This window comes from Aurantibacter sp., assembly GCF_039941195.1.
Lineage (GTDB): Bacteria > Bacteroidota > Bacteroidia > Flavobacteriales > Flavobacteriaceae > Aurantibacter_A.
The window spans coordinates 75,325-98,363 of record NZ_JBDVFA010000012.1 but is presented as its reverse complement, the minus strand read 5'-3'; the positions used below and the strand labels follow the sequence as shown (position 1 = coordinate 98,363).

Below are 23,039 nucleotides of genomic sequence, written 5' to 3'. Positions count from 1 at the left end.
CTGATCATAATTGGTCAGGGTTTTTTGTTACTTTAAAAACCAACTTGCATCTTTGTAATATTCACATGCTCAACTATGTCTAAAAATCTATTTATAATATTGGCCAGTTTATTTTTGCTACTCTGCGCCTGTTCTGAAAACATACGTAATTCAAGGTTTGAAGTAGTTGATAAAAGTTCTTCGAATCTTATATTTAATAATCAATTGTTTGAAAACGATTCTATTAATATACTAGACAATGAATTTGTTTACAATGGTGCTGGAATTGCTCTTGGTGATTTAAATAACGATGGGCTTGATGATGTTTTCTTAGCTGGCAATCAAGTAGACAATAAACTTTATCTCAATAAAGGAAAATTGAAATTTCAAGATATTACGAAAGAAGCCAATGTAAGTAAACCAGATTCCCTGATATGGTCTTCCGGTATTTCGATGATTGATCTTAATCTCGATGGAAATTTAGACATCTATGTTTGCAATACTTTCTATAAAGATTCTTTACGTCGAAAAAACGTACTATACATACATCAAGGGTTAAATAAAAATGGTATCCCGGTCTTTAAAGAAATGGCTGAGGAATATGGAATTGCTGATGACACGTATTCTTCACATGCTCAATTTTTTGATTATGATAATGATAATGATTTAGATCTATTCATAGGTGTTAACAGAATTGAAGGAATTAACCCTTCACAATTTAGTCCATTAGAAGACGATGGTACATCAACTTCAAAGGATCGTTTGTATGAAAATAAATGGAATGATTCTTTAAATAGACCTGTTTTCGTAAACGTATCAGATAGTGCGGGTATAAGATATCATGGATACAGTCATAGCAGCCTTATTAATGATTTCAATTTAGATGGGTGGATGGATATTTATGTAGCCAATGACTTCTTAAGCAACGACTTAGTTTATATTAATAATCAAGATGGAACTTTTTCAAATCGCGCAGGTGACTTGTTTAAACATTTTAGCCTCTCTTCCATGGGGAGTGATATTGCTGATATAGATAATGATGGGAAATTAGATTTATTTACAACTGAAATGCAACCCTATTATAATAAGCGTAAAAAACTTTTTCAGGGGCCAAGTAATTATCAAAAAGAAGTTTTTACTAAAAAATATAAATACGAACAACAATATACACGAAACACACTACAAATAAATCAAGGATTTAGTCCTGAAACAGGTTTGCCTATTTATTCAGATTTGGGAATGTATGCTAGTATTCACGAAACTGATTGGAGTTGGGCGCCATTGTTTGCCGACTATGACAACGATGGTTTTCAGGATTTGTTAATCACTAATGGCTTTCCAAAAGATGTTACCGATAGAGATTTTGGAGATTTTAGAGCTACAGCAAGTAAATTAGTTTCAAAAGAAAGACTAATAGCAGCAATACCACAGATAAAAATTCCAAATTTCATCTATAAAAATAATGGAGATAAAACCTTCAAAGATGTCACTAGTGATTGGGGATTAAATTTTGGCACTTATTCTAACGGGGCTGTTTATGGCGATTTGGATGCCGATGGTGATTTAGATTTAATTATTAATAACATCAATGAGGATGTTCTTTTAATGGAAAACAAAACAACTGAATTGGAGCCTAATAAAAAACATCTCAGATTTCAATTAATTGGCAATGAACAGAACCCAGCAGCAATTGGTTCTGTTATAGAAATTTATGCAAATGGGAAGTCTCAGAAAAAAACAATTATTACTGGTAGAGGCTACCTTTCTCAACCCGAAAACAAAATTCATTTTGGACTTGGGGAGGACACTAAAATTGATAGTTTGAAAATAGTTTGGCCAGGTGGTAGATTACAAAAAATCAAAGACATCTCTAATAATACAACAGTACAAATTAAGTATGATATTAAAAATACCATAGCTGTCAGTAAAAAAGCAATATCTAAAAATGTTCTTTTTAGCGAAGTAAGTGACACTCTTAAATTAGATTATTTCTCGCCGGATATGGATTTTATAGATTTTAATTTCCAAACGACTATTCCTCATAAATTTTCGCAGTATGGTCCCTCCTTAGCCGTTGGAGATATTAATGGTGATTCGCTAGATGACATGTTTATTGCTGGAAGCAGAAGTAATCCAGAGAATTGGTTTATTCAGAATGCTGATGGCACTTTTAAGTCTAAAGAAGTATCTTATAAAAGTGAAGAACAATTAGAAGAAGATTCTGCTACTTTACTTTTTGATGCAGATTCAGATGGAGATCTTGACTTATATATTGCTCGCGGTTGCGCACAATATCCTGCAAATCATCAAAATTATCAAGACTTATTACTTATCAACGACGGCAAAGGGAATTTTGAAATTAGTACAAATGCATTGCCCATTTTCAAAACGAATTCTAGCACAGTTAAAGCAGCTGATTTTGATCGAGATGGTGATTTAGATTTATTTATAGGCAGTCGTGTTCTTCCCTTCTCCTACCCTTTGTCCGATAAATCATATATTTTAAGAAACGAAAGTACTCCTAGTCAGCCTAAATTTGTAGACGTAACAAACGAAGTGTCCAAAGAAATAGAATTCTCAGGTTTAATTAGTGATGCTATATGGACAGATTTTAATAATGACTTTTGGCCCGATTTAATACTCGCAGGTGAATGGATGCCGATTCGTTTTTTTAAAAATGACCATGGTAAACTAGTGGAGATTACTGATAACACAGGAATGAACGAAAATCTTGGATGGTGGAATAGTTTGGCCGCTGCTGATTTAGACAATGATGGTGATACCGATTATATAGCGGGAAATTACGGCTCAAATATTAACTTTAAAGGTACCCCTGAAGAACCAATAAAGTTATATGCTAAAGATTTAGATAAAAATGGAAAAATAGATCCGTTAATGTCTTACTATTTGCGTGACAGTATTGGAGTAAGAAAAGAATATTTATATCATCCTTGGCAAGATCTCACCAAACAATATGTAGGTATTAGAAAATCTATTAACTCTTTTGGAGAATTTGGAGAACTGACCTTAAAAGAAATGTTCTCAGATGGTTTATTAGATGGTGCTAAAGTACTTTCTTTTAATTACATGAATTCTTCATGGATTGAGAATTTAGGCAATGATAAATTTAAAATACATTCTTTACCTATTGATGCTCAAAAAGGGCCCATTTTTGGAATTTTACCCATGCAAATTGATGAAGATAATTATATCGATTTGATTTTAGTAGGAAATGATTTTGGTATGGAAGTTCAACAAGGCCCAGCTGATGCACTAAGTGGAGTAGTGCTTAAAAATACGGGCAATAGTTCTTTCTTAAATATTGATTTAGAAAAAAGTCAATTTTTCGTTCCAGGTAATGCTAAGGCTTTAGTTTACATTTCAACCTCAGACAATGAAAATCTGATTGTAGCATCTCAAAACAATGATACTTTAAAAGCCTTCAAACCTTCACAATCTTTAAACTTACGGAAACTTGATATAGAACCAAATGAAGTTAAAGTAGAAGTAAAATATTCAAATGGACAAGTTTCTCTTTATGAGTTTTATTGGGGTAATACTTTTCAATCTCAATCAAGCAGAAGTTTGTCTATAAATAATCAAGCAACAGAGATTCGTTGTTTTGACAATTTAGGAAATCTAACTCGTAAGCTTTAATTCAACTGCTTTTGACAAATATGCAAGTATACATTAAGATCAAACATGTTTTAATAAATTTTATATTTTGTATTTCTACACTCATCCAATTTTCTTGCAGTTCTAATTCTAATAAAAAAGCAGAAATTTTATATAATAATCAATGCGCTACTTGCCATCTTTTACCCAAAATTGACAACCTGCCTAAAGAAGTATGGAAAAACGGTGTGTTACCAGACATGGCTGCCATGCTAGGCATAATAGATACTAATAATGACCCTTATATAAATCTTTCTAATTCAGAACAACAAGCTATAAAGCAAACTGGTTTATTTCCTAATTCGCCTAGAATGAATATGGAAGATTGGACACTTTTAAGAAATTATATCATTGCTATGGCTCCCGATTCATTAGTTTCTAGTAATGAAAATAAAAAACCTCAAGAATTAGTTCAATTTATACACAAGGCTATTAATTTAGATAGTACCCCAGGCACATATATTACTCATTTAAAATATAATAAACAGAAAAATAGTATTACATCCGCAGATATGAGCGGTAATATAATGCAATACAACTTTGAAAAAAATAATACTACGACAAACAAAAAAATACGCCCAGCAATAACAGATATAACGGAAACAAACACTTTAAAGTATATTACTATCGTTGGTGAACTTTATCCATCTGAAATTGCAAACGGTAGAATTGAAATTATTTCTAAAGACAGTTTAGAACAAATTCCTTTTCCACTTCAGAGACCAGTTAATACGGTTGTAGACGATTTAAATAGGAATGGTAAAAAAGAGCTGGTTGTAAGTGAATTTGGGAATCTGACGGGTAAATTATCATTATTAAAGAAAACAAAAAGGCATGGTTACGAAAAGAAGACCCTACTAAATATGTCGGGTTGTATACGTACTATTGTACAAGATATGAATGGTGATGGTAAACAAGACTTGGTAACGCTTACCTCACAAGGTCGTGAAGGTGTTACAATTTTATATCAAAAAGAAAATTTAGAATTTGTAGCAGAAAATGTACTAAAATTTAGTCCGGTTTATGGCTCAAGTTGGTTTGAATTAGTCGATTACGATAATGATGGAGATTTTGATATTGTAACCGTCAATGGTGACAATGCTGATAAAAGTTTTGTGCAAAAACCTTACCACGGCTTACGGATTTATATAAATAACGGCAACAATAATTTTGAAGAAAAATACTTTTTTGCCGTAAATGGTGCTACCAGAGTTGTTTCAAATGATTTTGATTTAGACGGAGATATAGATTTTGGAATAGTATCTACATTTCCAGATTATGAAAAAAAACCTGGGTACTCATTTGTTTATCTAGAAAATAAGACATCAGAAAACTTTCAATTTAATCCGTTTACTTTTAAAAATTCAAAACTTGGGAATTGGTTTCTAATGGATATTGGTGATGTAGATAAGGATGGTGATCAAGATATTATTTTGAGTTCATTTTCTCACCCGTTTGCAAAAGCACCTAAACATTTAACAGAAGCTTGGAAAACATCTAATATAGATTTAATGCTACTTGAGAATAAAACAATTCACCATTTAGATGAATAATGCTCTTTAGTACTCATTCTTATGTTTAAAATCACCAAAACGATATTTAACTGTGCGTTTTAAAGGTATTCGCATTCCTTTTGTTTGCTCCAACCAATCGTAAATCGCAATAGACATTGATTTTGCAATTTCTTGTTTATCTGGATCAGCAATTAAATTATACATTTCATCAGGATCATTTTCCAAATCATATAATTCATTTCTATCCCATATACCTTGAAACTTCATGTATTTATATTTATCAGTACGCATACCAAAAACAGTGGGTGTCATTGGAAAATCATATTCCCAATAATATTCATAAAATACCTCTTTACGACTAGGAACACTTGTATCTCCCGTTAATATGGGTATAAAAGATACCCCAGGCATATTTTCTGGTTGTTTAACCCCTGCTTCAGCTAAAACGGTTGGACCAATATCTATATTTTGTACCATTTGTTGAGGCGTTTTTCCACCTTCGAATAATTCCGGACAGCGAACTAGTAAAGGTACTTTTACAGATTCTTCATAAAAATGACGCTTGTCAATTAAGCCATGTTCACCCCAACTAAAACCATTATCACCCATATAGATTACTAATGTGGATTCATCCAAACCTTCCTTTTTAAGATAATCCATAACAGAACCGACACTTTCGTCAACGCCTAAAAGTGTTTCGCAATAATCTACGACCATATCATAAATACCTTCATTTTCATGATACATATAATCAACCCCATGCCAACTCACTCTTTGGTCTGCAACCCATTGTGGCCATTTTAAATCCTTGTAAGCACCCGTTTTAGTTTGATCATAAGTAGTAGGTAATGCAATTCTTTTGCCTTTATATTTCCCTTTATGTCTTTTCGCTGGTTGAAACCCTGCATGAACAGCCTTGTGTGATAAATATAAAAAAAATGGCTTTTTCTTATCTCGTTTATCAAGCCAATCTATAGCATGTTCAGTTAGCAAATCGGTGATATAAGTAGAGTCTTTATAGGCAGTTTGTTTGCCATTAATATTCAATGTAGGATTGTAATAAACACCCTGTCCTGGAAAACTTTCCCAATGGGTAAAACCAGGTTGTGGTTCATCGCCATGGTCACCCATATGCCATTTTCCGAAAAAGCTCGTCTGATAGCCCGCTTTTTGTAAATATTGAGGAAAATAAGTAAGATTTCCAGGGTCTGGAGCTTGATTATCTACAATGGTATGTGAATGGGAAAACTGACCTGTTAAAATTGAGGCGCGACTTGGAGAACAAAGTGAAGTAGTTACAAAAGTATTTGGCAAATAGGCCCCTTCTGAGGCGAGCTTATCCATATTTGGTGTTTCCAGCCACGGCACTTTTCCGGTGAAGCCCATATAATCGTACCGATGATCATCTGTTAAAATGAAGATTACATTTCTTGGCTTCTTTTTACTACCTGGCTTAGGTTCGGTATTTTTTGCGCTCGCCCCAAAGACGATAAAAAAAAGTATTAAAATGGCACTACTTCTTTTAAAATCCATAATACATATAGTTTTCATTATTAATTTCGATGTTGTTTTACAAACCATTCATAAAGTTCATCCGTTGTATATGCCTTTTCCCAAGAATTATGGCCTACACCCTCATATGCAGTAAACTTTATATTATGTCCCATAGCTTTCAACTTCTTCACCATATCTTCAGATTCGGAGAAAGGTATAGACTTATCTTCTGTTCCGTGAAAAACCCAAATTGGCATATCTTTATCTAACCAATTCGCATAAGGCAATGGTGCCATACCACAAACTACAGCTAAAGCGGCAAATTTTTCAGGATACTGAACAGCTAACTCCCATGCCGCACCTCCACCTCTACTTAATCCTGTTATATAAATTCTTTTTTTGTCTACTCTATTATTAGCGACAACCTCATCTAATAATTTTATCAAAGCCCGTGTATTCCACCATTTTTTTACGTGTGGATTTTGTGGTGCTAATATCAAAAATGGAAATTCATTGCCTTCTGCAATTAGTTTTGGAGGTCCATTAGATTTAATTTCTTCTATGTCACCACCCGATTCTCCTCCACCATGAAGAAATAACAGAATCGGAAATTCTTCATTTTCACTACTCTCATAAGCCTCAGGAAAATATAAATAGTAATGAAAATCTTCTTTTACTATCGTCTCAATAGTATCCTCAATCAAAATAGATTTAGATTGCGCCTTACAACTTTGTAAAAGTAATAGGGCCATGAAAAGCACAAAATATGATTTCATTTAATTCCTTTAGAAGGAAAAGATACACAAATTTTTGAAGAATTTAAACTACAAAAAACGGGCACCAAAATGGAGCCCGTTTATTCATTTTTTATAACTTTTATCGGTACAATGTAAAGTGACCTATATAGTGCGTCTTACTCTTGTCATTAGCATTAACTTCATACCAATAATCACCAGATGGCAATGGTTTGGATTCATAATTACCGTCCCATTTGGATACCTGATCTAAGCGAGCCACTACCCTTCCATATCGATCATAAATAATGACTTCTATATTCGGGAAATAGTTTCTATTCTTTGGATACCATACATCATTATTTCCATCACCATCTGGTGTAAAGAAATTAGGAATCTCTAGCATACCGGTAAACTCAAATGGAATTGTTACGACTGCCACACATCCTGTAACATCTGTAACTTCTATAGTAACAATTGTACTTTCATTAGTCGTAAAAACATTGTCTTCTCCTTGATTTTGACCTTGGAAAGAATACGTATAACCTCCATAACCTCCTTCGGCAATTGCTGTAACTTCATTTGGACCTGTTTTCTCTGCTGATAATGTTAAAGGATCGTATGCTTCCATAACGAAATCTACAATGTTCGTACAACCATTTTCATGATATATATAAACTGTATGGTCACCGGCATCAAGATCGCCCCAAGTATAAGTGTTAGAAGCATTTGCGCTTGTCGCATCAGTTGGGTCAAGCGGATTCAATGCAAATAACAATTCTGGATATAGACTGGTGTCCAACATTTCTATAGTAACAGTACTATTTGGGAATATACCATCACAACCATATTGAATATTAGGATCAGCAGTTAAATCAACCCCTATTTCAATCGGAATAATTACATCTGTAAAGCAAAGATTAGCATCTTGTACAATTACAATATATCCTTCACCTCCAATTAAATTTTCAAAATATAAACTATCATTTCTTTCAAAAACTTCAGAGCCATCCGAATTAGGTCCAACAATCTTAGTTTCAAAATATTCCTCATTTGTAATCGTATCAACAAATGGAGTTCCACCGGTTATGGTTAATTGCGCCGTTCCATCTTCAAACCCAATACACGTTTCTGGTGTAGTCGCAATATTACTTATAATCAATTCATCTGGTTGAACTACGGTAATAAAATCTTTTTCAAAACAACCATTCTCATCTTGAATCAAAATTTCGTAGGTTCCTGCAGCTAAATCTTCAAAAGTGTATGCTCCTGGTGTAGCAGGGTCACTAAAAAACTCATTGAAGTTAGGAGCAATTGCAAATTGCAATAACCCTACACCACCACTATTAACTTCAATTTCAATTCTACCATCAGATTCACCAAAACATGAAATTGGTTCTGGTGTCGCATCAAAAATAATTGGAACTGGTCTTGTAATCTCAAACGGCCCTGCTATTGCCTGACAAGTAGCACCAGAGGTGACTGTAATGTAATATTCGGAACCGGCATCTAAACCTTCGAAAGTTCCATGATCTTGTGGACCTCGTATTAACGTTGCACCAGTGTCGGGAGTATAGGCATCTACTGGGTCTCCACTATACAAGTAAAATTGATTGCCACCAACTCCTCCATTTGTAAATGATTCTATTCGTCCATCCAGTTCACCTGAACACGAAATATCATCTACTGGTGAATTTGGTAAAAATTCTATTGCGGCAGCATCAGTCATAGTAATACCACCGGTTCTTACTGCCAAACATGTATTCGAAGCGTTCTTTTTACGTACATCAAATTGATAACTAATTCCTGCGCTTCTAGTAAAAAGCATCGTCTGTCCTGTCATATCAGAATAAGGTCCAACTACAACTCCATTTTCAAGTGGTTGAATCTCATAGATAAAAGATGCATTATAATTTTCTATACTTAATTGTATTTCACCTTGACCTCCACAACCTGGTACTGCTGTTTGAATTAATTTAGGTTGAACTGGAGGTGGAGGATTCACAAAGTATGGATTGGTAACTCCAATACAATTAAAACTCGAAGATACTTCAATAGCATACCACCCACCACTTATATAACCGCCACTCGCGCCAATAAAAGTTGGTGAATTTTGTAATCCACTAGCCGAAGCAATATCTGTATTATCATTGCTATTTAAGTATAATAATCTGTAATTATAACCCGCTCCTGGATACCCTCCTGTTGCTCCAGCAGTTGCAGTGGTTTCATCACCAGAAGATGGATCAAATGCTTCTAAAATTGCATTATTACCATTGGGACAAACAAGTGCTTGAGGCTCTCGAATACCTGCTTCAATGGCTGGAATTGGATCCAAAGTAATATTTACTGTATCCGTACAACCTTCGGTATCTCTAATTTCAACTTGGTAATCTCCACTTGCTAAGGTTTCAAAATCATTACTTGTTCCAAAAGGCACTAATTCTACATAACCAGAACCGTCATCACGTAATAATCTATATTCATAGGCAACTGTATCCCATCCATTAATACCCGTAGCTTCGATATGACCAGTATCTTCATTACAACCCACATTACCAATCTCAACAGCATTCACATCAAGAGCCCCGTTTGGCGAACGTATGGTCTCCACATTACTATCCCCACTACAAAATGGCATACCAGTTGATACCACTTCTACAAAAAAGTTGCCTCCAGCTAAACCAGTTATAGTTTCAGGATTATTAGCCGTATCGAAAGATCCTGTTGCGATTATTGTAGTCTTTGTAGGGTCGCTTCCGCTATATACATTATATGTGTATACCCCTGAATAATCTGTTACTTCTATTGATAATTCACCATCACTAGCCCCAAAACATGAAATTGGTGATGCTTCTGTAATTACAACAGTCGGTACAATAGGTACATTTACAGTATGTATTGGTAATGGATAAGCACAACCATTTGGCTCATCATCTTGTAGTTCGAATAAATAGTCACCAGGTTCAGGTAAATAGATATCCACATAATCATTTCCCGGAGTGTTTGAAACTGGTGCAATAGCAATTGCTGCCACCGTACTTACGGTAAAACTAGCAGTTTGCGTTGCAGGTACAAATATTCTTACCCTTTCATCATCTCTACAATTTAATGGATCAATTTCAGTAATTGTCGGTGTTACATCACTTGGCGCTGCGATTGATACACTAGTTGTTGTTTCACATCCATTAGCATCAATTGCATATACTGTAATTGTTTGGCCAGCTGGGTCTCCATTATCTACAATCTCGAAAGTATTAGAGGATTGATAGTTAGAAAAACCTGTAATACTATACTGATAATCAGGTCCTAGACCAGCAGTTCCTGGGTCTACTACTGAAACTGTTACTATCGTAGAACTATATCGGTTCGCTCCCGGCTCACAGGCAAAATCTGGTGCACTTGCTGAAATTGTAAAAGGTAACGGTTCGTTGATTTCCAACTCTCCGGACAAAACAATGCAATTTCGCGCAGTTACGACCTCAACTTCATAACTACCCGGTACAAGATCTATGAATGAACCAGAGGCATTACTATCAATTAAATTCCTTGTTGTAAAATCTAAAAGTCTATAATCTATTGGGCCATCAATATCCGTTCCTGCTTGTAAAATAATATCTATACTACCGTCATCCTCACCTTCACAAGAAATATCATTCTCATGAATGGTATCAATGATTGGTAGTGTTGCAGCATCCAAATTAACGTTAACCGATACATCACAACCTGTTTCTGTATCCGTTACTTCAATAATATAACTACCTGGAGCAACATTTGGTATTTGTCCTTGTGTTCTATCACCTAAAATAGGTGTTCCAATATTAGTTCCTCCGCTATCTTGCAATTGATAACTAAAATTATCACTTCCTCCAATTGGTAACACTTCTATTTCCCCATCAGCGGCATTACAAGTTGGGTCCGAACTAAAGGAAGCAGAAATGGATAAGAAATCATAAACAACCGCGGTTCCTTGACTAGAACAACCATTGGCATCTACTACATCTACAAAATAAGTACCTGGACTAGATACTGTATAGGTATATTCCCAATGTGTTCCATTATCAACTAAATCTGGAATCATTCGTTCATCACCGCCTAAAGTAAACCTAGGCGTATCCACAGTATTTGGTACCGTAACTGTAATATCAAAAGCTGTTGCAGTTACAATACATTGATTGACTACTGAAGTTATTGGAGGATCCAATACCGAGTCATCTTGAATTATAGTAGCTATTGCAAAAGAACTACAACCACTACCGTCTCGCACATAAACATCATAGGTGTTTGCATTCGCGATATACGACGTCTCTGTTGTCCAATCACCAGCAACTGGAGTTGAACCTGAGGCCATATAAGCAAATTCATAAGGTCCACCATCACCACCATTCCCTTGAACAACGATTTGACCTGGTGTATTACAAGTTTGTGGCTCTTCTACAAGAATATCTATTCCTGGTAAGTTTTGTTCTACAATTATTCCTACAGCATCCTGACAATTATCATTTAAGCTCGTTACTATTATTTGATAATCACCAGCAATAGCTAAATGTGTATTTGAATAAGGGTCTGATAATGGTGTTACCGTTTCTACATTCGTAATTGATCCATCTGAATTATCAAGAATGTCAATTTGTAATTGATGCCCAAGAGTAAATCCAGTTACCTCATAAGTGATTTCACCATTTCTATTCACATCACAAAAGTCAGGAGTCGATGTTGCAGTAACATCAAAAGATGGGCCATCAACTGGCGGAATTTCTTCGAAATATATACAATTTGTTGCAGTATCCGTAACCTCTACGGTGTATGTTACACCATACTGTAAACCGTTAAACGTGTGTCTTCGAGGACCTGGGTTTGGTGATACGGGTGCAGCTGGGTCATTTTCTAAACGAATTAAGAACGGTCCTGTTCCTCCAAAAATTTCGACAGTATTACTAAAACCGGATAATGAACAAGTGGGAACAACTGAATCTGGAACAACACTAATTGTTGATTCCGTAATGGTTACCGCATCTTCATCACGACACCCATTTGAATCTAAAGTGACAACAATGTAGTCACCTGGTATTAATGCAGGGTCTAAAATTTGATGAGGAAAAACACTAACATTATCTTCCTGAATACCAGTTGGGTTGCCTAAATTATCTAAAATTATAATCGTATAATCTGGACTTCCCGGTGTTACTCCAGTAATGTTAACACCACCACTTACTGGGCCCCCGCCAACATTACAAGTAGCAGGCTCTTCAGTAACCGTAGCATTTGGTGCTGCCGTAGGATCTGTTCCTACAACGGCATCTGCTGGCACAGTTACACAACCTCTTGAATCTCGTACCAAAAATGGATAAGTACCAGCTGACAAATTTGAGAAAACAGATTGTGAACCAAATGGTGCTCCATTAAAACTTATTTCATAAGGAGGAATACCACTTGTAGCATCTGGGGTGATTGTAACAACTCCATTCCCAGTATTTCCACAACTTACTGGAATAACATCTACTGCTGCAGGATCGATATTTACGGGTGGATTCAATGTAATTGAGCTTGATTCTGCGACACAATTTTCATTGTCCGTTACTCTAAAAACATAATCACCAGGTACATTTGTACTATATAAAAAATTTGTTGAGGTTAAAGGTGTAGCACTACCAAAAGCACCACCATTTAAACTTACCTCATATTGTTTAGTACCTGCACCCAAAGTATACCCCCCGGAGACTTCAACACGTATTTCACCTGGTGCTCCACCACAAGGTATTTCCGTTTCTATACTTGTATTTACTCTTAACTGTGCATTTACCGTAACGTTAATATTCGCGCTACAATTGTTTCCGTCCACTACCTCAATACTATATGTGCCAGGTGTTAAGCTATTAAAAACCGGACTTACTTGTAATGTACCGCCATTAATTCTATATTGAAGTGTAGGGTCACTACCTGCTGCGCCAGTTACAGCAGCCGTCGCACCTGTTCCAGCAACATAACATAAATCAGAGCTAGCAGCATCAAATGCTATAGTTGGTGCATCTAATGGTGTGAGGCTAAAAGTGAAGGTCGCTGTACAACCTTCTACATCTTCAACAGTTAATGTATATGATCCTGCTTGCGACAAGTTGCCAAAAACAGTACCAGCTTTTGGTCCTGCTGTAGAACTATCAGGGTATTCTAGTTCATATCTATTACTTCCCCAACCACCTGAAGAATTTGCTACTACACGCCCTAAGTTACCATTGGCACAAGACATTGCTGTAACATCTCCTGTAAGTGTTATTGCGGTTGCAGGTTCTTCAATATCAAAAGAAGCACTATCTGTACAACCCGTATCAGCATCAGTGATGTTAATGGTATATGTACCCGCTCCTGATAGCGGAAGAACTACTTCACCATCATTTTGCGGGCTACTTTCCGTTCCACCATTAATATTATAAGTATAATTATTAGCGAAACCATCAATTAAAAAGGTTCCTGTACCATCTGTTGCTCCCGTACAAACTTTTAAATCTCCACCCGATTTAACTCTTGCGCGAATACTACTGATTATGTCAGGAGAATATCCTTCGGTATACGTACAATTATTTGAGTCTGTTATTTGAAATATATAAGATTGCGAAGCATCTAGATTGTCAAAAGTGTCATTTGCTCCATTATTAATGCTAACTGGACTAATAATACTATAATTATCAATAGTAGCTCCACTTGTAGGAACTAATTGAACATCTACCGTATTTGCAGCACAATTGCTATCTGATGTAACAAAATCTATATCAGTTGGTGGATCTACATCCAAAATAGTTATTGGTGTTAGTTCTAAACGACAACCACCACCATCTTCAATCATTGGCGTATAAGTCCCTGGACCTAAGTTTGGATATGATTCTGTTGTTGTGAAATTCGTTCCATCTATACTAAAAACATATCCACTACCTGAACCTCCTGAATAGGTGCCTCCGAAGTCAATTTGACCACCATTTACACCACCACTTCCATCACAAGTTCGATCTGAAACTTTAGAAGCTGTTCCGCTAATAACACCTACAGTATTAACTGTAACTGGTGCTAAAGTCATAGTACACTCAAACCCTCCTTGTTGATACCGAACTTCAATATCGTTATATGTACCTGCTGGAACTGAAATTTGTGGATTCGTATCCCAAGGGTCACCAGAATTAACACGATAGGAAAGATTATATCCTTTTGGATCAGTTACATTAAAATTTATTTTAGCACCACCATTGGAACATGTGCCATCAATTCCATTAGCAGTTACATCCGGCGGATCTAAGTTTTCTACACTTGCAGTAGCAGGTATAGTACAACCATTATCATCGGTTATAATAAAATCATAAGTTCCTGGGGATGTTACCGTGTATGTTGTTGTTCCTGTGTAAGATGGTTGCGAAGGCCCTCCATTTACCGTAAAAGTATAAGGTGCAGAACCACCTGTGGTATTCACAGTGATATCTACATCGGTAATTGTTGAACAACCAAAACTACTATTTACTTCTGTGGAAGCATCTAAGGCATCTAAACCGTTACCGATAACAATAGGGTTGTTAGAAGTATCACGATTTTGTCGAGGTGGGTCTATACCATTTCCAGGATCACCTTGACACTGTTGCGTTTCTACCTGCACTGTATAAGTACCGAAACTAACAGCAGAGAAGGTATATGGATTATCCGCAATAAACGAAGTAAACTCCTGAGCTACTAAACTTTCATCCAAAAGTGTATATTTAAAAGGACCAGGTACTCCACCAGTTACAGAAACAGTTATAGATCCCGTATCACCTGAACATAAAGCATCTACGAAGGTTACATCGATACCCATATCCAATTGATCAATCGTAATTGGTTGATATGGATATTCACAAGCACCAGGAGTACTTTTTAAACGAGCTTTTATATTATAAGTTCCAGGATTTAAATTGCCAAATATTGGTCCTTGCCATGGTCCAAAACCACTACCGTTATCCATGCTAAACTCATAAGCACTCGAAAGACCAGTAATTTGTATTTCACCATCTACACCACAGATAAAATCTGTTTTTACATAAGATTGTGTTATTGTACTTTTCTTAACTTCGAAATAATGATAAACGCCACCAACTAATACTCGAAATTCAGCACCTGTACCTGCTGGTATGGAAGCTGCGTTCAAAGTATAATCTGCACCAGTATGCACGTTGCTATAACAACTGTTGGTACGTACGGGACAAGTTTCCGTAAGGTCTGGTGAACATGAACCTCCTAATATTTCCCACTCTGCACTTGGATATGGCCCGCCACTTAAGGTGATTATTCTATTGTCAGAATCACCACAGAGATTGAATAAAGCTACTTCTAGACCATCATCAGAACAAACGTCACTGTCATCAGGTGCCGCAAATATTGTTGCAAACATCGGCGCAATAGCAATTTTCGAATCTTGATTTTTTAATGTGTTCTTCTCGAATGTAGTTGTAGGTTCTGAACCATTGTTTATTTCTATTGTGGCACTCTCACTTTCAAAAACTGTCGAAACTTCAGAAAGTAATTCTAAAACATTTGTTTTAGCAATTGCAGAGGTACCCACTATTGAAGAAACAATCAATAGTAAAGCATACAGTAGATGCTTGCTTTTTGTAGGGTGCATAGGTTAAGACTGATTAATTAGAATACTTAGATTTGGGGTCAAAATATTCTCAGTGTATTTATTTGAACTTATATTTTTTATCTTTAGATACTTTCATACCTTATAACAATATTATTTTAACGTTGAATTATGAAGAAAAGTATCGTATCCCTTTATTTAATCGTTGTAGCGTTCAATTTTTCTTGCGGACAGGATACTGTTAATCAGGTCACTACAATTAACGACATTCCTTTTCATGAAGAACTTTTGGTCGATGACCTCACCATTCCATGGGGTATTGCATTCCTTCCTGATGGTGAAATGCTTATTACTGAAAAATCTGGTAATTTATATCTTTTTAAAAATGGAGAACGCAATAAAATATCGAATGTTCCTGAAGTTTACGAAAGAGGGCAAGGTGGATTATTAGATATTGCTGTTCATCCAGATTATAAAAACAACGGATGGATTTATCTATCATATGCTTCAGAGGACGGTGAAGAAAAAGGTGGACATACAGCATTTATGCGTGCAAAAATAAAAGACAACTCACTAATAAACAAAGAGTTACTATACAAGGGATCACCTAACACTACAAAAGGACAACATTTTGGTTCAAGAATTGAATTTGATAACAAAGGATACGTTTTCTTAAGTATTGGAGAAAGAGGAGCTAGAGACGATAATCCTCAAGACTTAACTCGAGACGGCGGTAAAATTTATCGCTTTTATGATGATGGAAGAATTCCTGAAGACAATCCTTTTCTAGCTATTGAAGGCGCGAAAACAGCAATATACAGCTACGGTCATAGAAATCCGCAGGGCTTAATTAAAAACCCCTTTACAGGAGATATTTGGGATAATGAACATGGACCAAAAGGGGGTGATGAAATTAATATAATTAAACCAGGTGCAAACTATGGTTGGCCTGTAATAACTTATGGTGTTAATTACAGTGGCACACCAATTACTGATATCACAGCTAAAGAAGGTATGGAACAACCGATACATTATTGGTTACCCTCTATCGCACCAAGTGGTATGGCATTCATTACTACTGAAAATTATGGTGCCGATTGGAAAGGCGCTTTATTAGTTGGATCTTTAAAATTTCAATATCTCGAACTGCTAAAACTTGATGGCACAAAAGTGACGGATAGAATTGAATTAATTAAAGGTTTAGGGCGTGTACGTGATGTAGTTGAAGGTCCAGATGGCCTAATCTACGTAGGTGTGGAAGGTAAAGGCGTTTATAAACTAGTACCAAATAAATAAATGCAGGCCTAATTTTTAATTGCAATACATCGTTTAGCATCCACATTTTGTCAAAAATCATATGAAAACGTTTCTCTTTCTATATTTTACAATTATCACAAGTTTCTCAATTTTTCTACTTCAAGAGTCCGAACTTGAAGCAAGTATGCAGCGAGGGAGCGAAATTTATGCCGATTTCTGCGTTACTTGCCATTTAGATGCCGGTGAAGGTGTCGCCCATACTTTTCCACCATTAGCTAAATCCGACTATTTATTGGAAAATAGAGAAGCTAGTATTCGTGGCGTGAAATATGGACAACAGGCTGACATTATCGTAAATGGTATTAGTTACAATAATGCTATGCCAAATCCTGGATTAGAAGATGAAGAAATTGCCGATGTTATGAATTTCATTTTAAACTCATGGGGTAATTCTTCAGATAAAATCGTAACTATCGAAGAAGTTGAATCTATTACAAAATAAAATTACGCTCCTGCATCAAGTGCTTCTTTAACAGAACCATGTTCTTTAAGTAATTTCTCAGCAGCTGCATATTCAATCCCTAACCCCTCAGAAACATAGCGCACACCACGATCAACGAGTTTCACATTGCTTAGCTGCATGTTTACCATCTTATTACCTTTTACGCGCCCAATTTTTATCATTAAGGCAGTAGAAATCATATTTAATGCTAATTTTTGTGAAGTGCCACTTTTCATTCGCGTACTTCCTGTAACAAACTCAGGTCCTACATTCATTGCAATAGTTATATCTGCTGCTTCTGATAACGGCGAACCTGGATTATTGGTAACCCCAGCTGTAAGTATTCCATTTTTCTTTGCTGCTTCAATGCCACCCAAAACATAAGGAGTTGTTCCTGAGGCCGCAATGCCCACTACCACATCAATGTCCGTTATTTTATGAGTTATTAAATCTTTCCACGCTTGTAAACGATCATCTTCAGCATTTTCCACAGATTTACGAATGGCTACATCACCCCCGGCTATAATTCCTACTACGCGCTCGTGTGGCATTCCGTAGGTTGGTGGTATTTCTGAAGCATCTAACACTCCTAATCTTCCACTGGTACCAGCACCAATATAAAATAATCGCCCTCCTTTTTCAAAGCGTTCTGCCAAGGCATCTACTAATTTTGTGATTTCTGGAATTACTGCAGCAACCGCATCCGCAACCTTTTTGTCCTCCTCATTCATTTTAGTAAGAATTGAGGTAGTATCTAGTTGCTCTAAATTATCGTGATTCGAAGGGGTTTCTGTTATTTTAATATAACTCATAGCTATTTATAAAATTCTAATATCGTGGTTTCTAAATGAATTAAGTAGTTCGTTTTCCGGATTTAATTCCGTAATCATCGTATTTATGGCATTAATATCACAACTTTTATAACGATGCTGCGAATTTAACTTTTCAGAAATTGATAATAGCACAGTTTTCTTTGAACATTTAATAATTGCCTTTTTTACTTGAACAATATCCCAGTCAAATTCAGTAAGACCGTAATAAGAATCAACGTAACCAGTGCCAATAAAACTATAATCTACTTTTATTTCAGAAAGATTATGTATCGCATTTGCCCCAATAGAAATTTGTGATTCTTTAGAAACTTGCCCTCCAATCAATATAACTGTTACATTAGATTTAGTCAGCAACTCCATTGCAACAGGAATACTATGTGTAAAACAAGTTAACTCAATGTCATTAGGAATTAATCTAGCCAGCTCATTGCAAGTCGTACCTCCATCCACAAAAATTACTGAACCATCTTTTAGTAAAGTCAACGCTTTTTCAGCAATGGTGGTCTTCTGCTCTAATTTATAAATATTATTATTTTTAACACTATTCGTGGTAAACCCTAACGAAATAGCACCTCCATGAACCTTCTTTAGTTTGTGGTCGGCATCTAATTCTTTTATATCACGACGAATGGTATCGATTGAAACATCAAGTGTTTCGGCAATATCAGTTATTAATATTCTATTATGTAATTCTACAACATTTAGAATAGTTTGTTGTCTTTCTTCTTTTAACATCCATTTATTGCTAAAAATCCAATTTAAAGCCCAAAGATAATGAATAATAACAAATTGCTGTTTTATTCCGTTTCAATATTATTAAATCGTTAAAAATGCAAAAAACTGCAAAATAAAAAGCAAAAAGCTGCAAAAATTGAAATTTATGCCTACATTTGCTTGATTCTAAAAATATAGTTCAAACCTTATGTTAGCAACATTAATAATGACACAAAAGCAAGAAACAACCGGTATTGACATTGGTTATAAACCAGTAGGCCATTTTGAAGAAACACGTTTTGAGAAAATACATAATGTAATTTTCGAAGATTCAAACGAGGCGTCTATTAAAGTAGCACAAGAAATCGCTGCATTAATACGTAAAAAACAAGATGCTAATAAAAATTGTGTGCTAGGTTTGGCTACAGGCTCCTCTCCTATTAGAGTTTATGAAGAACTTGTAAGAATGCATAAAGAAGAGGGTTTAAGTTTTTCCAATGTAGTGACTTTTAACTTGGACGAATATTTACCCATGGAGAAAGATAATCGTCAGAGTTATTGGTACTTCATGCATGAACATTTATTCAATCATATTGATATTCCACGTGAAAACATTCATATTCCGGATGGCACCGTAGCACCAGAATTTGTTATTGATTATTGTTTGGCTTATGAGAAAGCAATTAAAAAATTCGGTGGGCTTGATTTTCAATTATTAGGTATTGGTAGAACGGGACATGTAGGTTTTAACGAACCAGGTTCGCACTTTAATTCTGGCACAAGAGTTATAACCTTAGACCATATTACTAGAGTTGATGCTGCTCAAGCATTTTTAGGAATTGATAATGTGCCAAGAAAAGCCATTACAATGGGTATTTCCACTGTAATGAATGCTAAACGACTAGTTTTACTAGGGTGGGGTCAAAACAAAGCAGAGATTATTAAAAAAACCGTTGAAGGAGAAATTTCTTCACAAGTACCTGCTACATATTTGCAACAACATAAAAACTGCACTTTTGTTCTCGATTCAGCTGCAGGTGCGGAGTTAACTCGAAACAAGACACCTTGGTTAGTAGATGAATCTTTAGAATGGACAGAAAGTCTAACTTGGAAAGCAATTGTTTGGCTTTGTAATGAAAATAACAAATCTATTTTAAGTTTAACAGACAAGGATTATAACGATAACGGTATGTCGGGATTATTGTCTGTACAGGATTCGTACGACTTGAATATTAAAATGTTCAACAGGTTACAACATACTATTACTGGATGGCCCGGCGGAAAACCGAATGCCGATGACACCAGTAGACCAGAAAGAGCATTACCGGCTAAAAAACGCGTAATTATTTTTAGTCCACACCCAGATGATGATGTAATTTCTATGGGAGGTACATTTGATCGTTTGGTTGAGCAAGGGCATGAGGTACATGTTGCTTATCAAACTTCAGGTAATATTGCTGTTTCAGATACTGATGCAATTCGATATGCTGAAATTGCTAAACGTATTAGTCCTACTGGTGAAGCTCAAAAACTTATCGATTCTATAAAAGCTAAAAACGAAAGTAGTTTTGACACATTAGAAGTAAGAAAACTAAAAGGTAATATTAGACGTGGCGAATCTTATGCTGCAACACGGTATGTTGGTCTAGATGATGAAAACGTTCGTTTTCTTGATCTTCCTTTTTACGAAACCGGAACGATAAAAAAAGATAATTTATCTGATGCTGATGTTGAAATAATGAAAGATTACATCAGAGAAATTCAACCACACCAAATTTTTGCAGCTGGTGATTTAGCTGATCCACATGGAACCCATAAAGTTTGTCTTGATGCAGTCTTTGAAGCTATGGAGCAAATGCAATCTGAAGAATTCATGAAAGATTGTTGGTTATGGCTGTACAGAGGTGCATGGCATGAGTGGGATATCAATGAAATTGAAATGGCGGTGCCTATGAGTCCAGGGCAAGTACTTAAAAAACGCTATGCTATATTTTGTCATCAATCTCAAAAAGATGGTGTAATGTTTCAAGGAGATGATTCCAGAGAATTCTGGATGAGAGCTGAAGAACGAAATAAGGATACTGCTGCTCGATATAGAGCTCTTGGACTATCTGATTATGCGGCAATGGAAGCATTTGTAAGACATAAATTTGATTAATTTGTTGTTTATATAACTCTTAAAGGCCTATTTTTAAATGCAAATAGGCCTTTTTTTTATCTATGTTTAAAAAATTACTTTTCCCATTAGTTCTTATTATTTTTTTAAACTCTTGTTCAGTTTTTAAAAAAATACCGCAACCAGAAAGGGAGTTTAGAGGTTTTTGGGTAGCCACTGTGGTAAATATCGATTGGCCAAAAAATGGTAATGACCCCATTGCTAAACAAAAGCAAGATTATCTTAAAATCCTAGATTTCTATGAGGATTTAAATTTTAATGCTGCAATCGTTCAAATTAGAACAGCCGGCGATGCATTTTACGAATCGGAATATGCACCTTGGTCTCGTTTTTTAACTGGCTTGGAAGGTAACCCTCCTAATTCTAATCAAAGTATTTTAAAATGGATGATAGACGAAGCTCATAATAGAGGTATGGAATTCCATGCTTGGCTTAACCCTTACCGTGCGACTTTTGATTTAAAAACAGATATTTTAAGTCCTACTCATGATTTTAATATCCACCCAGAATGGATGCTGAAATATGGTAAGAAATACTATTACAATCCAGGTGTACCTGAAGTGCGTAAGAGAATGGCTTCCGTTATAGATGAAATTGTTACAAATTTTGATGTGGATGCCATTCATTTTGATGATTACTTCTACCCGTATACTATAAAAGATGAAGTTTTTAATGATTCTTTAACCTATGAATTCTATAAACTTCCTAACCAAACGATTGGTGATTGGCGTCGCTCAAATATGGATTCTCTGATAAAAATTAGTTACAATACCATTAAGAAAAGTAAGCCATGGGTTCAATTTGGTGTTAGCCCATTCGGCGTGTGGAAAAACAATTCAACAGATTCAAAAGGTTCTGACACAAAAGCGGGCCAAACTACTTATGAGGATTTGTATGCCGACCCATTACTATGGATGAATAAAGGCTGGCTGGACTATCTAATTCCACAAGTTTATTGGAGTATGAATTTATCTGTCGCATCACATATTAAAATTGTCGATTGGTGGGCAAATAATAGTTATAACACTAATCTTTATATCGGTAATGGACCTTATAAAATTCGAAACAATAGTGATAAGGCATGGGATAATATTAATGAACTTCCGGACCAATTAGTGCTTGCAAGAAATACTACAGCTGTTACCGGGAATGTGTTTTTTAGTGCGAAAAGTTTAATGAAAAACAACGATGATGTAGTCGCTCTCGTTAAGAAAAAATTGTATAAACGAAATGCTTTAACACCTGTTATTCGTAACAATAACCCAGAACCAAAGCAAAAAATTGAACTTAAAGAGATTGAAGAAAAGAATGCTATTACTGATCTGATCTTTAAAAACTTGGAAAGATATCGTTTTGCCATGGTATATCCTTCAGGTAAAAAAAGTAAAGAAGATTATCCTATTAAAAAACTGTTATCCAAAGAGCCAATACATAATGACATTGTTTCTTTGGCCGCTGCAATAACCGATAGAAGAAAACACATAGCTCTAACGTTTATCGATTTATTCGGACAAGAATCTGAACCTATAATCGTACATTTAAAACAACCTAATAAATAACTTTAGAAA

General features: G+C 35.5%; 11 protein-coding genes. 6 read left to right on the top strand and 5 right to left on the bottom strand.

All coding sequences use genetic code 11. From position 1 onward, the window contains the following. Positions 1-75: 75 nt before the first annotated feature. Together ABJF52_RS02200 and ABJF52_RS02195 are read left to right on the top strand one after the other, a co-directional pair. The gene (locus ABJF52_RS02200; RefSeq protein ID WP_348145650.1) at positions 76-3,636 is read left to right on the top strand and encodes a VCBS repeat-containing protein; all 3,561 of its coding nucleotides are present in this window, start codon (positions 76-78) and stop codon (positions 3,634-3,636) included. Positions 3,637-3,863: 227 nt separating this feature from the next. Then, positions 3,864-5,207, top strand: a complete 1,344-nt coding sequence (locus ABJF52_RS02195; RefSeq protein ID WP_348145648.1) for a VCBS repeat-containing protein — start codon at positions 3,864-3,866, stop codon at positions 5,205-5,207. 6 nt (positions 5,208-5,213) lie between these two features. Here the strand turns inward: ABJF52_RS02195 and ABJF52_RS02190 are convergent, their stop codons facing one another. The 3 genes from ABJF52_RS02190 to ABJF52_RS02180 form a co-directional block, all read right to left on the bottom strand. Further along, on the bottom strand, positions 5,214-6,701 hold the full coding sequence (locus ABJF52_RS02190; RefSeq protein WP_348145645.1) for a sulfatase: 1,488 nt from the start codon (positions 6,699-6,701) through the stop codon (positions 5,214-5,216). A 20-nt stretch (positions 6,702-6,721) separates the two neighbouring features. After that, positions 6,722-7,438, bottom strand: coding sequence for a prolyl oligopeptidase family serine peptidase (locus tag ABJF52_RS02185; RefSeq protein ID WP_348145642.1), 717 nt, complete (start codon positions 7,436-7,438; stop codon positions 6,722-6,724). Positions 7,439-7,538: 100 nt separating this feature from the next. Beyond that, positions 7,539-16,031 (bottom strand): T9SS type B sorting domain-containing protein, encoded by an 8,493-nt coding sequence (locus ABJF52_RS02180; RefSeq protein WP_348145639.1) that lies wholly within the window; start codon positions 16,029-16,031, stop codon positions 7,539-7,541. A gap of 129 nt (positions 16,032-16,160) precedes the next feature. Here ABJF52_RS02180 and ABJF52_RS02175 point away from each other — a divergent pair, with 129 nt between their 5' ends. Beyond that, on the top strand, positions 16,161-17,285 hold the full coding sequence (locus tag ABJF52_RS02175; protein ID WP_348145636.1) for a PQQ-dependent sugar dehydrogenase: 1,125 nt from the start codon (positions 16,161-16,163) through the stop codon (positions 17,283-17,285). Between the two features lie 61 nt (positions 17,286-17,346). After that, the gene (locus tag ABJF52_RS02170) at positions 17,347-17,748 is read left to right on the top strand and encodes a cytochrome c (protein ID WP_348145633.1); all 402 of its coding nucleotides are present in this window, start codon (positions 17,347-17,349) and stop codon (positions 17,746-17,748) included. 2 nt (positions 17,749-17,750) lie between these two features. On the opposite strand, the gene murQ is transcribed toward ABJF52_RS02170, so the two are convergent. Both murQ and ABJF52_RS02160 read right to left on the bottom strand, forming a co-directional pair. Next, positions 17,751-18,560: an N-acetylmuramic acid 6-phosphate etherase gene (gene murQ, locus ABJF52_RS02165; protein WP_348145630.1), complete on the bottom strand. Its 810-nt coding sequence runs from the start codon at positions 18,558-18,560 to the stop codon at positions 17,751-17,753. 6 nt (positions 18,561-18,566) lie between these two features. Continuing rightward, positions 18,567-19,316, bottom strand: a complete 750-nt coding sequence (locus ABJF52_RS02160; protein ID WP_348145627.1) for a DeoR/GlpR family DNA-binding transcription regulator — start codon at positions 19,314-19,316, stop codon at positions 18,567-18,569. A gap of 187 nt (positions 19,317-19,503) precedes the next feature. Here ABJF52_RS02160 and nagB point away from each other — a divergent pair, with 187 nt between their 5' ends. Beyond that, a complete protein-coding gene (gene nagB / locus ABJF52_RS02155) occupies positions 19,504-21,453 on the top strand; it encodes a glucosamine-6-phosphate deaminase (RefSeq protein ID WP_348145624.1) in 1,950 nt (649 codons plus the stop codon). 62 nt (positions 21,454-21,515) lie between these two features. Next, entirely contained in the window at positions 21,516-23,030 is a 1,515-nt protein-coding gene (locus ABJF52_RS02150) for a family 10 glycosylhydrolase (RefSeq protein WP_348145621.1), read from the top strand. Positions 23,031-23,039: the final 9 nt, after the last annotated feature.

What these genes read in the sequence shown, in the direction of transcription:
- ABJF52_RS02200 (WP_348145650.1), top strand. Translation starts at nt 76, where the DNA reads ATGTCTAAAAATCTATTTATAATATTGGCCAGTTTATTTTTGCTACTC.
- ABJF52_RS02195 (WP_348145648.1), top strand. Translation starts at nt 3,864, where the DNA reads ATGCTAGGCATAATAGATACTAATAATGACCCTTATATAAATCTTTCT.
- ABJF52_RS02190 (WP_348145645.1), bottom strand. Translation starts at nt 6,701, where the DNA reads ATGGATTTTAAAAGAAGTAGTGCCATTTTAATACTTTTTTTTATCGTC.
- ABJF52_RS02185 (WP_348145642.1), bottom strand. Translation starts at nt 7,438, where the DNA reads ATGAAATCATATTTTGTGCTTTTCATGGCCCTATTACTTTTACAAAGT.
- ABJF52_RS02180 (WP_348145639.1), bottom strand. Translation starts at nt 16,031, where the DNA reads ATGCACCCTACAAAAAGCAAGCATCTACTGTATGCTTTACTATTGATT.
- ABJF52_RS02175 (WP_348145636.1), top strand. Translation starts at nt 16,161, where the DNA reads ATGAAGAAAAGTATCGTATCCCTTTATTTAATCGTTGTAGCGTTCAAT.
- ABJF52_RS02170 (WP_348145633.1), top strand. Translation starts at nt 17,347, where the DNA reads ATGAAAACGTTTCTCTTTCTATATTTTACAATTATCACAAGTTTCTCA.
- murQ (WP_348145630.1), bottom strand. Translation starts at nt 18,560, where the DNA reads ATGAGTTATATTAAAATAACAGAAACCCCTTCGAATCACGATAATTTA.
- ABJF52_RS02160 (WP_348145627.1), bottom strand. Translation starts at nt 19,316, where the DNA reads ATGTTAAAAGAAGAAAGACAACAAACTATTCTAAATGTTGTAGAATTA.
- nagB (WP_348145624.1), top strand. Translation starts at nt 19,504, where the DNA reads ATGTTAGCAACATTAATAATGACACAAAAGCAAGAAACAACCGGTATT.
- ABJF52_RS02150 (WP_348145621.1), top strand. Translation starts at nt 21,516, where the DNA reads ATGTTTAAAAAATTACTTTTCCCATTAGTTCTTATTATTTTTTTAAAC.